At 70.8% G+C, this 15,372-nt stretch carries 5 protein-coding genes; all 5 read right to left on the bottom strand.

Annotated features, from left to right (window positions below):
* Positions 1 to 14 precede the first annotated feature (14 nt).
* Positions 15 to 4,040, bottom strand: coding sequence for a cytochrome P450 (locus WJ16_RS06405; protein WP_069256339.1), 4,026 nt, complete (start codon positions 4,038 to 4,040; stop codon positions 15 to 17).
* Positions 4,037 to 10,060 carry an SDR family oxidoreductase gene (locus tag WJ16_RS06400; RefSeq protein ID WP_069256338.1) on the bottom strand — a complete coding sequence of 2,008 codons (6,024 nt, stop codon included), beginning with the start codon at positions 10,058 to 10,060 and terminating at the stop codon, positions 4,037 to 4,039. Before WJ16_RS06400 ends, WJ16_RS06405 begins: the two co-directional genes overlap by 4 nt.
* A 75-nt stretch (positions 10,061 to 10,135) precedes the next feature.
* Positions 10,136 to 11,740, bottom strand: coding sequence for an acyltransferase domain-containing protein (locus WJ16_RS06395; RefSeq protein WP_084636007.1), 1,605 nt, complete (start codon positions 11,738 to 11,740; stop codon positions 10,136 to 10,138).
* Positions 11,722 to 13,152 (bottom strand): TolC family protein, encoded by a 1,431-nt coding sequence (locus WJ16_RS06390; RefSeq protein ID WP_069256336.1) that lies wholly within the window; start codon positions 13,150 to 13,152, stop codon positions 11,722 to 11,724. Before WJ16_RS06390 ends, WJ16_RS06395 begins: the two co-directional genes overlap by 19 nt.
* Complete coding sequence (locus WJ16_RS06385) at positions 13,153 to 15,372, bottom strand: peptidase domain-containing ABC transporter (protein ID WP_069256335.1); 2,220 nt, start codon at positions 15,370 to 15,372, stop codon at positions 13,153 to 13,155. It abuts the gene before it with no gap.

The following is a 15,372-nucleotide window of genomic DNA, read 5'->3' as shown; positions in this document are numbered from 1 at the left end:
ATCTCCTGTTCCGTTCAAAGAGCCGACGCGGCCGCGGCCTGCAGGTCGGTCGCGCCGGCCAGCCGCGCGTCGCGCAGGTCGGCGATCGATGCGCCGCCGCGATCGGCGATCGCGAAGCGGCCGTGCGGATAGCGCAACAGCAATTCGGCGTCGCCGGCCGGCGCGGCGCCGAACACGATGCGGCCGATGCGCCACGTACGCGGCGGCTCGCCGCGCTCGGGCCATGCACCGAGCAGCACGTTCAATACGTTCTCCAGATGATTGACCGGCAGCCACAATTGCGGGCACGGCACCGCGCCGCGCGCGCCGTCGTCGCCCGGCGCACGCCACAACGCGTCGGCATCCGCGGCCCTGACCTGCGCGATGCCGCTGGCCCAGCGCGCGTCGGGCAACAGGTCGCCGCGCCAGCTCGCGCGCGCGGTCGGCCATACCGCATCGTCCGGCGCGTCGTGCGGCAACGGCACCGTCGTGCCCGCCGGCGGATGGCTTCGGTAGACGAACGTCGCATCGAGCAGCGCGCGTCCGGCAAGCGATGCGCACCGCACCGTCACGCGCCAGCCGTCGTCGGCCGTGCGGCCGGTCACGTCGGAGTCGAGCGCGAGATCGCCGTGGCCGTCGAGCGCGTCGGCGAGCGCATCGAGCGCGATCGTCACGTCGACGGCTTCGTGCAGGTACGCACGCTCGCCGTCGGGCGGCGCCACCCAGTCGGCGACGACGCGCGCGTGCTCGAGCAGCAGCGACGCGGGCGCCACCGCGCGACCGCCGAAGCGGAATGCGCGCGTATAAGGGGCGCCCGCCACGCGAAAGCGCGTCGAGAAGAACGCGAACGGCCGGAAGCGCCGCGGTTCGCCCGCGTGGTGCCGCCGTGTCGCCAGTTCGCCGAGATTGGGCAAGCCGTCGACCGCATCGAAGCCGCGCAGCTGGATCGGCGTGAGCGCACGGCCGACCGCGCCCATGTACATCGGCTCGCCGCTGCCGGGCGTGGAGGAAGTGGTCTGCGTCGCGGGTGCCGCAAGCTCCGCCAGCCAGTGACGCACGCCGTCGCCGATGCGCATCGGCGTCACGTAGCGCCGCGTGACGGCAAGGTTGGTGATCATGCCGACGCCGTCCCAGGTCGGCCACACGAGCGTCTTTACGGCCCGCACCGGCGCATCGCGACGCGCCCACCAGCCGAGCCGCGCGAGCGCCTCGTTCGCGGCCGCATAGTCGGTCTCGCCCGTCATGCCGCCCCAGCGGCCGGTCAGCGAGCCGACGTTGACGAAGCAGTCGACGCGCGGCCGCTCGCGCACTGCAGCGTACAGGTTCATGAAACCGCGCACCTTCACGCGCGCGGTGCCGATGAATTCGTCCGCGGACTTGCGCGGCAATCGCACCGGCTGATCGATGCCGGCGTTGTGGATTACGCCGCGCAGCCGCGCGCCGAATTCGTCACACAGCGCGCGCACGGCGTGCGCATCGGTCACGTCGCATACGCGGTAGCGCACCGGCAGGCCGAGTGCGGCCGCGGCATCGAGCGACGCCTTCAGCGCGCGGCGCCGTTCGAGTTGCCGCAGCGTGTGCCGGATCGCCTTCGGCGGCCGTTCCGGCGTCGCCTGACGCAGCAGGTCGAGCCCGTAGCGCCTGAAGCCCGCGTCGTCGAGCGCGAGCCACGGCTCGTCGCCGGCCGGCAGCGCGTCGCGGCCCGTGACGATCACCGTGCAGCGATGGCGCTTCGCGATCTCGCACGCGGCCAGGAACCCGATGCCGCGCGCACCGCCCGAGAACAGCACGACGTCATCGGGCCCCCAGTCGGGCGCCGCGTGCGCCGGCAGGTCGTCGCGGGTGGCGACGAGCGTGTGGCGGCGGCCACCGCGATGGCCGACCTCGAAGCGCCCCCAGCGATACAGCTCGCGCGCGATCAAGCCGTCGACGCGGCCGGTTTCGTCCGGCGCGATGTCCAGCACGCGCACGTTGCAGTTCGGCAGCTCCTGCGGCAGCGTCTTCGCGAGCCCCGCCCACAATCCGCCGAGCGGCTGCACGAGCGCGTCGTCGCCATGGCCCATCACGCCGTCCATCCACGTCACCGCAAGATAGAACAGCCGCGACGTCGCCTCCTCCTGCACCCAGTCGCCGTAGCACGCCTGCAGCAACGCGACCGTGCGGCGCAGCGGCGCTTCCCATGGGTCGCTCGCGTCGAGGACGAACGGCGCTTCGACGCCGAGATCGACGATGCCGTCGAACGGCCCCGACTGCACGACGAACGTGCCGGCGGCCGCCGCCGGATCGACCCCGTCGGCCGGTGCGAACACGACCGGCTTCGCACACGCGCGCGTGAGTGCCGCCACCACGCGCTCGACCGTGCGGCCCAGCCCGTTGACGATCGCGATCCGCTTGCCGCTCAGCTCGGGCGCCGGCAGCTCGGGCAGCGGTTCGATTTCGACCGGCCGCCAGGTGAAGCGGTGGGTCGGCGCGTCGTCGGTATGGGTTTCGGCGTCGCGCGGTGCCGAGGATGCAATCGCATCGCGTTGCAGAAGCGCCAGCACATCGGGTGCGAGCGTCGGTCCGGCGGCACGTTCGGCGGTGACGGCCGGCGCCGCGCCTGCCGAGCGCGCATCGTCGGTCGTCGACACCTGCGCGCCCGCATACGGACAAGCCGCACCACGCGCAGCCGGCACGTGGGCGTCGCGCACAGCCGGCGCGGCACGCGCGCGCTCGCGCGACCTCGGCCGGGCGACCAGATAGATCCCGTCGCGCGGACGCAGCGAAATCGTCGCGCCCGTGTCGAGCGAGCGACCGGGCACCGCGCTCAGGTCGACGTGCTGCGCGACCACCGCGATCAGCACGCGCATCTGCAGCAGCGCGGTCTGGTAGCCGATGCACTTGCGCATCCCGCCGCCGAACGGGAAATACGCATACTTGTGCCGCGCCGGCGCGTGCGAGCCGAAATTCTCGGGATCGAATGCGTCCGGGTTGGCCCACAGCGCCGGATGGCGATGCGTGACGTACGGCGACATGAATACCGACGAGCCGGCCGGCACGTGATAGCCGCCGATCTCGTCGTCGTCCACCAGGTCGCGCGTGAAGCCCCAGATCGGCGGATAGAGACGCAGGATTTCGTCGACGGTCTGCACCAGATACGGCAGGCGCGCGATGTCGTCGGCATCGGGCGCGCGGCCGCCGAGCACCGCATCGAGCTCGTCGCGCAGCCGGCGCAGCACGTCCGGATGCTGCGCGAGCGCATAGAGTCCCCACGCCATCCCGCTGCCGGTCGTCTCGTGGCCGGCGAGAAACACCGTCATCACCTCGTCGTGCACCTCGCGCTCGGTCAGCGGCGCGCCCGTATCGGGGTCACGCGCGGCGAGCAGCAGCGAGATCACGTCGCTCGTGTCGCAGCGCCCCGCGCGATGTTCGGCGACGATCGCATCGACGATCGCGTCGATACCGCGACGCGCGCGTGCGATCCGGCGGTGGAACGGCGTCGGCATCCAGCGCGGCACGAAGTCGTTCAGGTTGCCCTGCGGCATCATCGCCTCGATGCCGAAGCGCACGGCCGGCCCGACCTCGTCCGCGTGCCGCGAGATGTCCGCGTTGAACAGCATCAGCCCGAGCATGCGCAGGCTCACGCGCATCATTTCCTCGACGACGTCGAACGGCGCATGCGTGGGCTGCCCGAGCCAGCGTTCGACGAGCGCGAGCGCCGCGTCGCCGACGGCGGCCGTGTGCGACTCCACCTGCTTGCGATGAAAGAGCGGCTGCACGACGCGCCGGTGGCGCCGCCAGAACTCGCCGTCCGTCGTCAGCAGCCCGTCGCCGAAGAACATCTTGAAGTTGTCGTAGAAGCGGCCGCGCACGTAGTTGCGGTGATTGTCCTGCAGCACGTGCTGGACGCCGTCCGGATGCGCGAGCGCATGGGTGAGGAACGGGCCCAGCCGGTTGCGGGCGATGTCGCCGTACTGCTGCTGCAGCTTCAGCAGCATCGTGACGGGATTGCGCTTGTATTCCGCGAGGTTGCCCATCACGACGCTGCCGCGCGGGCCGGGTGCGAGACGCTTCGTGCTCATGCGGACACCTGTTCGGAAACCGCGCGGGCGGCAAGCAGCGCGTCGATCTCGCCACGCGCGGCGAACGCACCGGTCACGCGGTGCACGTAGCCGATCACGATGCCCGTCACGTCGCGCATCTGCATCAGGATCGCACCGTCCGGGCGCACCGCGACGAACCGGTTGCCGCTGCTTGCCGGCCCTTCGAGCGCGAACGCGCGCGGTGTGACACGCAGCGCGATCGACGCGTGGCGGCTCGACAGCTCGCAGTCGTTGCCGGCTTCGTACAGGTCGATGCGGCCGATCGACATCGGCGCCGCGAGCGGAATGTAGTCGCCGGCGACATGATCGAGCGCCGCCACGCGCGCGAGCCCGTCGAGCAGGATGCTCGGCACCACGAAGCGCGAGAACACCGGATCGCCGTCCGGCACGTTCAGCCGGAAGCGCGCCTGCTTGCCCGCGTCGCTCATGCCGGTGTCGGTCGTCGACACGAACATGCCGGTCAGCCGCACGGGCGCCGCGTCGAAGTGGTACGGATCGGCGACGGGCGTGAACGCCCCGCCCGCCGGTTCGCTCCATACCGGCGCCGGCGCGTAGGCCGCGGCCAGGCGCACGGTGATCTCGAAGTGCGGCTTGTCGCGCACGAGCACCTGGCCGCCCGGCGCCAGCACGTCGCCGGCAATCCGCACGTGCACGAGCACCGCGTCGGCGTCGCGCGACACGATCCGCGCGTGGATGCGCTTCACGCTCGGCCGCTTCGCGTCGTAGACGCGCAGGAAATGCAGGAACCGCGCGTCCGCGAACCCGACGACCTTGAGCCCCGGCACGAGTCGCAGCGCGGCTTCCGCGGCCACTTCGGGCACGAACGTGCCCGGCAGCGTCGGAAAGCCGTTGACGACGTGATGCTGCAGGTACGCATCGCGCTCGAGATCGAACACGCGCTCGAAGGTCACGCTGTCGTCGGTGCGCGCCAGTTCGTCGCCGAGATAGAAATCCGGCTCGCGCGAGGCGGCGCCGGCCGGCGCCGCTTCATCGAGATCGAAGTAGCCGGGCAGATGCGTTTCGATCGCGCGCCGCTCGGCGTCGCCCAGATGCACGGACATCGCCGCGCGCTCGCCGAGACCGAGCTCGCGCATGAAGTGATGCTGCCCTTCCTCGGTGCGCATGCTCGTGAACAGGCCGCTCTTCTCCAGAAACGCGCGTGTGACCGGATTCGAGCCGAGTCCCACCGAGCGCCACAGCGTCCAGCCGATCGTGAACTCGTCGTGGCCGAGCGCCGCGCGGTGATACGACGCCTGCGTGTTCAGGAAGTCGTTGCCCGACGCGTAGTCGGTTTCGCCCGCCTGGCCCGTGAGGCCGATAAACGACCCGAAGTTGCACCACAGGCGCGGCTGCCGCGCACCGAACGCGTTGCGCAGGTTCCAGTAGCCGCGCACCTTGATGTCGCGCACCGCGACGAAATCGTCGAGCGACTTCACGGGCACCGACGCGGAACGGTTCAGCCCGGCCGCGTTGACCAGCAGGTCGACGCGCGACTCGCGCGCGAGAATCGTGTCGATGGCTGCGCGCACACTGTCCGGGTCCAGCACGTCGGCGCGCAGGTATGTCACGCGATGCGCGCCGCTGAACGCGCGCATCGCCTCGATGTTCAGGCACGCGGTGCGCGCGTCGGCGCGCCGCTCGAACGCGCGAATGATTGCCGGCAGCGGCCGTTCCGGATGCAGCGCCTTTTGCTGGCGGATGTAGTCGGGGCGGCTCTTCGCGAACGTTTCGTCATCCATCGCGAGCAGGTCGGGATCGACGTCGTCGAGCGCGCTGCTGCCGATCAGGTACAGCGTCGGACGCACGTACGCGGCCAGTGTCTTCATCAGTTCGCCGGTGATCCCGCGCGCGCCGCCGACCGCGACGACGACCGCGTCCGGGCCGAGCGACAGCCGCTCGTCGGCGCGCAGCTCGCCTGCGTCCTCGATCACGCGCGGCGTGCGGCGACGCCCGCCGCCCAGCGCGACGACCGGCAGCCAGTGGCGCGCGCCGCTTTCGCGCTCGGCATCGCGCAGCGCATCGGGCAGCGCGCGTGCGTCGGTCAGCACCGCCACCGGACGCGCTTCCGGCATCTCGATCGCGAGCGCCTTCACGAGACCGGTGAACAGCCCCGCATCCGGATGCGGCACGTCGCCCGCGAGCGCATCGAGCAGCAGCGCGACGAACGTGCCGTCACGCTTGAGCGCGGCATGGCAGCGCTTGATCGCGACGAACGCGAGATCGTGCAGCGCGAGCCGCGCGGGCGCGGCCGGCGCCGCGGCGCCCGGGGCGAGCGCGCGCGCATCGAGCGACGTGAGCACGCGCACGTGGCCGATGTCGTCGGGCAGCCCGTCGAGCGCCGTTTCGTCGATCCGCTCGATCCAGTGCCAGCCGGGCCGGCGCGTGGTGAACGGCCGCGTCGACAGCACCACGCAGCCGGGGCCCGGATCGGCCTGCGCGGCCAGCGCGTCGGGCATGTCGGTGACGATCACGCAACGCGGCGTGATAAATGGCGTCGACCGGCCCGCCGGCTGCCACCGCGCATCGCGCCATTCGATCCGGTATCGCGCGACGCCGAGCGGTTCGCCGTCGGCCGCGACACCGGTCCGGCGCAGCGTGCCGGGCAGCAACGTGCCGGGGGGGACGGGGGCGGTCGGCGCAGGCAGCGGCGCCTGCACCGGCACGGCCGCCGATTGCGGCTCGCGCGGCTCATGTTGCTCGTGCTGCTCGCGCGGCTCGGCCGCTTGCGCCGCCGCCGGTTCGCAGGCGACGTGCAGCGCATAGCGCAGCCGGTCGCCGCCGCTGTCGCGCGCCAGCGTCGTGCCGGCCGTACGCGCGACGATCGCGCGCAGCACGTCGATCGCCGCATCGGCGCCCGCATACGTGACCGCGCGGCCCGTTGCGTCGCACGGTGCGGCCGGCTCGACCGCGGCCGCCGCGTCGCCGCCGCCGACCACCGCGAGCACCGGCAGCCCTTCGGCCCGCGCACGCCGCACGGTCGTCACCGCGAACAGCACGATGCCCTCCGCGAGCGGCAGCCCGAAGGCCGGGCTCACCTCCTCCGCGACGTTGCCGTTGATCCCGCCGACGATCGCCATATCGAGCTCGCCGCTGCACAGGAAGCGCTCGGCCGCCTCGAACGCGGCCAGCGTCGACGCGTGGCCCGCATCGACCGTCATGTTCATCCCGTGCAGATCGTGATAGTTCGCGACGCGCGCCGGAATCACGTTCGGCATCATCCCGGGGAACGAGTTTTCGGTGGTCGGCGCGACGAGTTGCTGCGTCGTCTCACGCAGCCCGTGCAGCAGCCGTTCGGTCGCCGCGCGCTCGTCCGGCCGCGTCGCGTCGAGCACCGCCGTCGCGATGTCGTCGAGATAGCAGCGGCTCGCATACAGCGCCGCGTTGCGCGTGGGGCCCATGTGCCCCATCACGAGCCCGATCGTGTCCGCATGCTCGCGCCAGAACGTGCCGAGGCGTTCGCGCAGATCGTGCGCGGCGTCGAGCGCCATCAGCTGGCAGCGGTCGAGCGCGCGCAGCACGGCCGGCGGCATCTTCACGCGCGCGAAGCTCGGCAGCGGATAGCCGACGCCGAAACTGGCATCGGGCGCACGCCCTTCGCCGCGCAGCCACGCCGCGACCTGCGCGTCGCCGTCGAGGCCGGGAAACTTCGCCGACCACCCGACGATCGCGAGCGGTTCGCGCCGGAAGCGGCCGCTCGCGTCGCCGGCCGGCAGATCGGCGCGATATTCCGACACGATCAGGTGACCGTTCGTGCCGCCGAAGCCGAACCCCGACACCGCCGCGACGCGCGCCGCATCGGGCCGCGCCGGCCATGCGACCGGCGCGACCGGAATCCGCAGGCTGGTGGCGCCAATGTCGAACTCCGGCGGCGGCTCGCTGAAGCGATGCTGCGGCGGAATCACCTGATGCCGCAAGCCGAGCAGCACCTGAATCACCGATACGACGCCCGCCGCCCAGCCCGTATGCCCGACGAGCGACTTGTTCGACGTCACCTGCACCGGGCGGTCGCGCCGGATCGCGTCGCGCAGGCTCTGGAATTCGGCGAGATCGCCGGCCGGCGTGCCGGTCGCGTGCGCGACGACCCAGTCGACGTCGGCGGGCACCGTCGCGGTGCGCGCGTACGCGCGGTCGATCGCGATGCGCTGGCCGGCCGAATTCGGCGCGTAGATCGCCTTGCCCTTGCCGTCCGACGACGAGCCGAACGACTTCAGCACGCCGAGAATGCGGTCGCCGTCCGCGCGCGCCCGTGCGACGCGCTTCAGGATCACGACGCCCGCGCCGTCCGCGAACAGCACGCCGTCGCAGTCGCGATCGAGCGGCCGCACCTCGCCGCTGCGCGACAGCCCGTGCAGCTTCGAAAACAGGATCGAGCCGCGCGGCGCGAGCGCGAATGCACCGCCGCACGCGACCACGTCCTGCTTGCCGAGCAGCAGCGCCTTGATCCCGAGATCGATCGAATACAGCGACGACGAACACGCGGTGTCGACCATCATGTATTCCGCGTCGTCCGGCAGCACGCCCTTCATCGCGTTCAGGCCGACGCGATGCGGGAAGAACGATGCGAGATCGCCCGCGCCGCGCGCATAGCGCGCGCTCAGCACCGCATCGATCGCGGCCACGCGACGCGTGCGCTCGGCCGCGTCGACACCGGCGTCGATCAGCACCGCGTTCAGGCGCGCGCGCGCGGCGGCCAGCACCATCCCTTCCTCGAGATGCTGGCTGCCGTCCGCCGTGTAGCCGACGAGGAACGCGACGCGATCGGCAGCGCGCAACGTCACGCCTTCGAGCGACTGGCACAGCGCATGGCGCAGCCACAGCGTCGTGAGTTCGCGCGGTGCGGTGCCGGCATCGAGCTCGGCGCGCACCGTTGCGCACGGCTCGAACTGCTCGATGAAGACCGAGCGCGACTGATAGCTCTTGTCTTCCGCCGACGTGTCGGGCGAGTAGAACGAGCGGTAATCCCAGCGATCCGGCGGCACGTTGCCGAACAGCTCGGGACCGTCCAGCAGCGCGCGCCAGAACGCATCCGGATCGCTCGCGCCGGGCAATGCGACGCCCATGCCGACCACGGCGATGTCGTCGCCGTCCGGTGCGTCGTCGGCCGGCGCGGCTGCGCGTTCGGCCGCTCGTTCGGCCTTACGTTCGGCCGGCGCGTGGGCCGGCTGCGCCGCGGCGGCGGCCGCGGCGCCCACCTCCTGCGCGGCACTCGCCCATTCCGCGCGCGGCGACAGGCCTTCGCTGCACAGCGACAACCCGCCGTCCGCGACGACTACCTGCCCGGTGATCCAGCGCGCGGCATCCGACGCGAGAAACACGACGAGATCGGCGAGGTCTTCCGCGCGTGCGAGCCGCTTCAGCGGCGTCGCCGCGATGCTCGAACGCTTGGTGTTCTCCGGGTCCGGAAACTGCGCGGCGACGTCGCCGTCGATCAGCGTCGACGATGCGCCGTTCACGCGGATCTCGCGGCCCGCGTACTCGACCGCCAGATAGCGCGTCAACGATTCGAGCGCTGCCTTCGCGGTGCCGACGACGAGATAGTTCGCGGGCACGAGCGTCGCGCCTACCGACGACACGTTGACGATCGCGCCGCCGCCCGAGCGCGCCATCAGCGCCGCGGCGCGGCGCGCGCACCAGAACGCGCCTTTCAGGTTGGTGTCGAGCGCGCGATCGAAATGCTCGGCGCCGATCTCGTCGACGCCGAGCAGCGCGCCGGACGCCGCGTTGTTGACGAGCACGTCCAGCCGCCCGTAGCGCCGTTCGATCTCGTCGAACATCCGGTCGACCTGTGCCTGCTGCGCGACCGACGCGCGGATCACGTCGACGGTCGCGCCGAGCGCGCGCAGTTCGTCGGCCGTCTCCTTCGACGCGTCGAGCGAATGGAAGAAATTCAGGATCACGTGCGCGCCCTGCTCGGCGAAACGCCTGCAGATCGCCTTGCCCACGTTTTTCGCGCCGCCCGTCACGAGGACGATCTTGCCGCGCATGCTGGTATTCGACATGGATTGCCTGCCTATCGAGAACGGGTGATTACGGGCAGGGCCCCCCCTGCCGACCAACGCTTCGGCCCGCGGCCGTCAGGCGGCCGCCTTCCCCTGGTTCTCGTGGACGAAATCGACGATCTGCCCCATCGTCCTGAAATCGCCGCTGCGGAAATTCGCCGGCAGCGGCGGCAACGCGTAGCGCGCGGTGATGCGCTGGATGATCTCGGTCTGCTTGACGGAGTCGATGCCGAGTTCGGCTTCCAGCTCGATCGATTCCGAGAACACTTCAGCCGGATACTCCATCGCCTGCGCGTAGATATCGACGAGTTCCGAGAACAGTCGCTCGCGCGGCACGTGCGCGGGGCGCGCCGCGGCGGGTGCGGTCGGGGCGGTGCCCGGGTCGTGCGGCGCCGACGGCGCCGGCCCCGCCGTCAGTGCCGGGCCGCCCACGGCCGCGAGACGCGGCGCGGACGCGACGGCCGGCTCCGGCTGCGGCGCGAACGGCGCGGGGGTCGGTGCGGCGCCGGCCGGTGCCGCGCTCGCCGCGTCGAACGCGTGACGCAGTTCGCCCTTGAGCCAGTCGACGATGTGCGGTCCGCGCGCATGCCAGAACGCGTCGAAACCGGAGCCTGCGTTGCTGATGCGAATATCGTCTTTCATGATGCTGTCCTCCTGGAAATAACGGGTGATCGTCGTGACGACGCTCGATTCCTCCGCCGCGTTCGACGGGCCGCCGAACGTCCTGACCGTGCCGGGCCCCGCGATGCGCACGACGATGCGCGCCAGCGCATTGAGCGCGCCGCATTCGACATAGCGTGTGATGCCGTCCGCGCGCGCGGCGCGAATCGCGTCCGCGAACCGCACCGGCAGGACGAAATGCGACGCAAGCCGCGCCCCGGGATCGTCGCTGCTGCTGTAGCGGCGGCCGAGAATCGGCGAATACACCGGAATCGCGAGCGGGCCGGGCCGATACGCGGCGAGCCGCGCGGCGAACTGCGCGCGCGCATCGGCGAGATCGGGGTGATGAAAACCATACGGAGACCTGAGTGTCTGCGCGCTTACGCCCTGCGCCTCGCATACCGAGACGAAGCATTCCAGCGCGGTGCGCGGGCCGGACACGACGGTCTGCGACGCGTGGTTCTCGACCGCGACGCACACGTTGCGCACCGCGTGCGTGATCGCGCTCGATTCGATCAGCGCGCGCGTCGCGTCGGCGTCCGCCGCAATCGCGGCCATCACGCCGTCGGCCGGCGCGGCCGCCTGCAACGACGCGATCCGGTCGCACACGATCCGCGCGCCCTGCTCGATCGAATACATGCCGCCGCACACCAGCGCCGCGATCTCGCCGAAGCTGTGTCCGATCAGCACGTCAGGCGCGACGCCGCTCGCATGCAGCACGCCGAACATCCCGACCGACGCGCCGAAGATGCCGAGCTGCAACAGGTCCGGCGCTTCGCGCAACCACGTATCGATCCCCGCATCGTCGCGCCACAGCGCGCCCGTCAGCGGACGGCCGAGCCGTTCGCCCGCGACCGCGTCGATCGTGTCGAGCACCTGTCGCACGCTGCGGTGTTCGCGGCCCAGTTGCCGCAGCGCGCCCGCATAGAACGCCCCCTGTCCCGGGAACAGGAATGCGCACCCTCGCGCCGTTGCGTCGACCGCGTTCGGCCGCGCGTCACTCAACCCGCGTCGTTCCATAATCCCAACCTCCCGAGGCTCTCGGCCAGCTTCAGTCGCGCGGTGCGCCACTTCGACACCGCGAGCACGCGCTGGCGCCGCGCATCGGCGAGCGCCGACTGCGCATTCAGCAGATCCGTGAACGTGCCGACGCCGGCCTTGTAGCGGCCGCGCGCGATGTCGAGCGAATGCAATGCGGTGTCGAGCAGATGCTGCGAGTTGTCGAGGTTCGCCGTGTCGGTCTGCAGGCTCTGGTAACTCTTCCACACGTCGAGCGACACCTGGAGTTCGGTGTTGCGCACGTCGGCTTCCTGCGCGTCCGCCTGCGCCTTCGCTTCCGCGATGCGATACCCGGACGCGAATCCTTCGAACAGCGGGATCGAGATCTGGATGCCGATCGAATTGCCGTGACTGCTTTGCAACTGGAACAGCGACGGCTGCTGCTGATAGGACGGGTTGTTGCGCGACAGGCTGCCCGTCAGCGAAATCGTCGGCATCGACTGCGCGCGCACGGTGCGAATCTGGTCGCGCGCCGCTTCGAGCTTCGCGCGCGCGGCGACCAGCTTCGGGTGATCGCGCTTCGCTTCGGCGATCAGGCTCGCGACGCCGCGCGTGAACTCGTCGCGATCGGGCGACGGTTCCGCATCCGCGATGCGCAGCGGCGTGTCCGCGTCGACGCCGAGCGTCGTCGCGAGCGTGCCGATCGCGTTCTGCAAATCGCCCTCCGCGCTCACGCGGTCGAGCAGCGCCTTGCGATAGGTCGTCTGCGCCTGCAACGCGTCGCCGAGCGTGCCCGCGCCGCCCGCGTGTCGTGCGCTCGCTTCGGCGAGGCTCTCCTGCGCCGCGCGTTCGACCGCCTGCGCCGCCTCCAGCGCCGCCTGCGCGTCGCGCAGCGCGTAGAACGCCTGCGCCGCGTTGTAGAACACGCTCTGCAACGCGTCGTCGTGCGTCGCGTTGGCCGCGCGCAGCAACGCGCGCGCACGATCGAGGTTCGCGCCGCGCTTGCCGAAGTCGAACAGCACCCAGCTCAGGCTGAGCATGCCGTAGCGGCTGGTACTGCGCTGCCCGTTCGAGAAACCGCCCGTATAGGTCGTGTTCACGTTGTCGCGCTCGATGCCGGCCGTCGCATTCAGCGTCGGCAGGTACGCGGCCTTCGACACGCCGACTTCAGCCGTCGCCGCGCGTGCGTCCGCCCACGTGCGGCTCAGTTGCGGATGCGAACAGATCGCCTGCAGGATCGCGTCCTCGAGCGCGAGCGGCCGGTCGTCGACGCGCCGTGCGCCGCAGGCGGTGGCCCACACCATCGAGCCGGCCTGCGTCGCCGCGACGTCGTCGCGCGTGCGATAGACGTCGAGCATCTGCGCGCACGCGGGCGGCGCCACCGCTGCGAGTGCGACGGCCGCCAGCACGATGGCGAGGGAGCGCTTCATCATCTAGCGCCCCGCGACCGGCTGTACCGGGCCGGCATCGTGCGGCGCCTGGCGCGACGCTGCCGGAACGGCCGCCGACTTCGCCGCGGCCGCCGCGCGCATGGCCGCGGTCGACTGGTCGAGCACGACCTTCCCGCCCTGCAGCATGATCACGCGCTGCGCGGATGCGATCGTCTCCGGCCGGTGCGCGACGATGAGCCGCGTCATCGCGAGCTGCGTGACGGCCGCGTTGACCTGCATCTCGCGCTGAATGTCGAGATGGCTCGTCGCTTCGTCGAGCACCAGGATGCGCGGCCGCTTGTACAGCGCGCGCGCCAGCAGCACGCGCTGCTTCTGGCCGCCCGACAGCACCGTGCCCATGTCGCCGACGAGCGTGTTGTAGCCCATCGGCATCGCCGCGATGTCGTCGTGCACGGCCGCGATGCGCGCGCATTCGGCCACCCAATGCGGGTCCGCTTCCGGATCGAAGAAGCTGATGTTGTCCGCGATCGAGCCCGCGAACAGCACGTCGTCCTGCAGCACCGTGCCGACCAGCCCGCGCAGCCGCTCGATGCCGAGCCGGGCCACGTCGAGCCCGCCGATGCGCACCGCGCCGCCCGTCGGCTCGTGAATCCCGAGCAGCACGCTGATCAGCGTCGTCTTTCCGCAACCGGACTGCCCGACGATCGCGACCGATTCGCCTGCCGCGATCGTCGCGCTGACGCCGTCCAGCACCAGCGGTTCGCCGTCCGCGTAGCGGAACGACAGCCCGTCGATCTCGATGCTCGCATCCAGTTCCTCGGCCTCGCCCGGCACGTTGCGCAGGGTCGCGTCGGGTTCCGCTTCCGCGAACACGATGTCGGCCAGCCGCTCGCCCTGCAACTGCAGCATCTTGACCTCGAAATACTTGTCGATCAGGCTGCCGACCCGGCTGTCGAACTGACTCTTGTACGCGTTGAACGCCATCAGCACGCCGACCGTGAACTGGCCGTCCATCACCATCCGCGCGCCGAGCCAGATCACCAGCACGTTCTCGATGCCGAACAGCAGCCCGTTGAGCTGCTGATAGAAGATCTGCAGCTTCTGCACGTGCAGGCTCGCATTGACCTGCTCGACCAGCAGCGTGATCCAGCTCGCGCGACGCTCGGCCTGACGGTTGAACAGCTTGATCGTCTTCACGCCGCGCACGGTCTCGAGGAAATGGCTCTGCTGCTTGGCCGCATGCACGATCTGGTCCTCCGTCGCGCGCCGCAGCGGCGCGTACCACATCCAGCGCACCAGCGCATACAGCGCCATCGTGGCCAGCGCGACGAGGCCGAGCACCCGGCTGTACACGAACATCATCGCGAGCGTGACCAGCGTCATCAGCCCGTCGATCACCGCGCCGAGAAACGACGTGGTCAGCGTCTGCTGGATCGTGTCGATCGAGCCGAAGCGCGACACCACGTCGCCGAGATGGCGGCGTTCGTAATAGCGCACCGGCAGGCTCAGCAGATGTGTGAACACGTTCGCGCGCCACTGGATGTTGAGCGTGACGCCGACGTACATCAGCGCCCACGCGCGAATCGCGCCGGTCGCCTGCTGCATCAGCAGCAGCAGGCCGAAGCCGAGCGCGAGCACCGTCAGCAGGTCGCGATCGGCGCTCACGATCACTTCGTCGATCACCCACTGCAGGAAGAACGGCTGCACGAGCATGAAGACTTCGAGCGCGATCGCCAGCACGAGGATCTGTGCGAGCGAGCGCGACAGCCCCGACACCGGGCCCAGCAGTTCGCGCAGCTTGACCTGCGGCCGCGCCGCGCGCGGCGCGAAGCCCGAGGTCGGCCACAGCTCCAGCGCAACGCCGGTGAACGCGCGCGAGACGTCGGCGAGCGAGAGCTTGCGGATGCCGTGAGACGGATCGTGAATCGTCGCGGTCTTGCCGTTCACTTCCTTCAGCACGACGAAGTGGTTGAAGTTCCAGTGCAGCAGGCACGGCACGCGCAACTGGCCGAGCTGATCCATGTCGAGCTTCACCGCGCGCGTGCCGAGCGACAGCCGCTGCGCGACCTCGATCACGCGCCCGAGGCCCGCCCCCTTCAGCGACACGGGAAACTGCCCGCGCAGCGTCGCGAGATCCACGTGGTGGCCGTGATAGCCGGCCACCATCGCGAGACACGCGAGGCCGCATTCCGCTGCTTCGGTCTGCAGGACCATCGGCAGCTTGCGGCCGAGGCCGAACGAAAGTCGATCGAGTAATGCCAT

It is taken from the genome of Burkholderia metallica, from assembly GCF_001718555.1.
GTDB lineage: Bacteria > Pseudomonadota > Gammaproteobacteria > Burkholderiales > Burkholderiaceae > Burkholderia > Burkholderia metallica.
Note: the sequence above shows the minus strand (reverse complement) of the source record. Positions and strands in the feature narration are given on the sequence as shown.

Excerpts from the sequence above, each read along its gene's own strand:
- WJ16_RS06400 (WP_069256338.1), bottom strand. The coding sequence starts at position 10,060 with ATGTCGAATACCAGCATGCGCGGCAAGATCGTCCTCGTGACGGGCGGC.
- WJ16_RS06395 (WP_084636007.1), bottom strand. The coding sequence starts at position 11,740 with ATGGAACGACGCGGGTTGAGTGACGCGCGGCCGAACGCGGTCGACGCA.
- WJ16_RS06405 (WP_069256339.1), bottom strand. The coding sequence starts at position 4,040 with ATGAGCACGAAGCGTCTCGCACCCGGCCCGCGCGGCAGCGTCGTGATG.
- WJ16_RS06385 (WP_069256335.1), bottom strand. The coding sequence starts at position 15,372 with ATGGCATTACTCGATCGACTTTCGTTCGGCCTCGGCCGCAAGCTGCCG.
- WJ16_RS06390 (WP_069256336.1), bottom strand. The coding sequence starts at position 13,152 with ATGATGAAGCGCTCCCTCGCCATCGTGCTGGCGGCCGTCGCACTCGCA.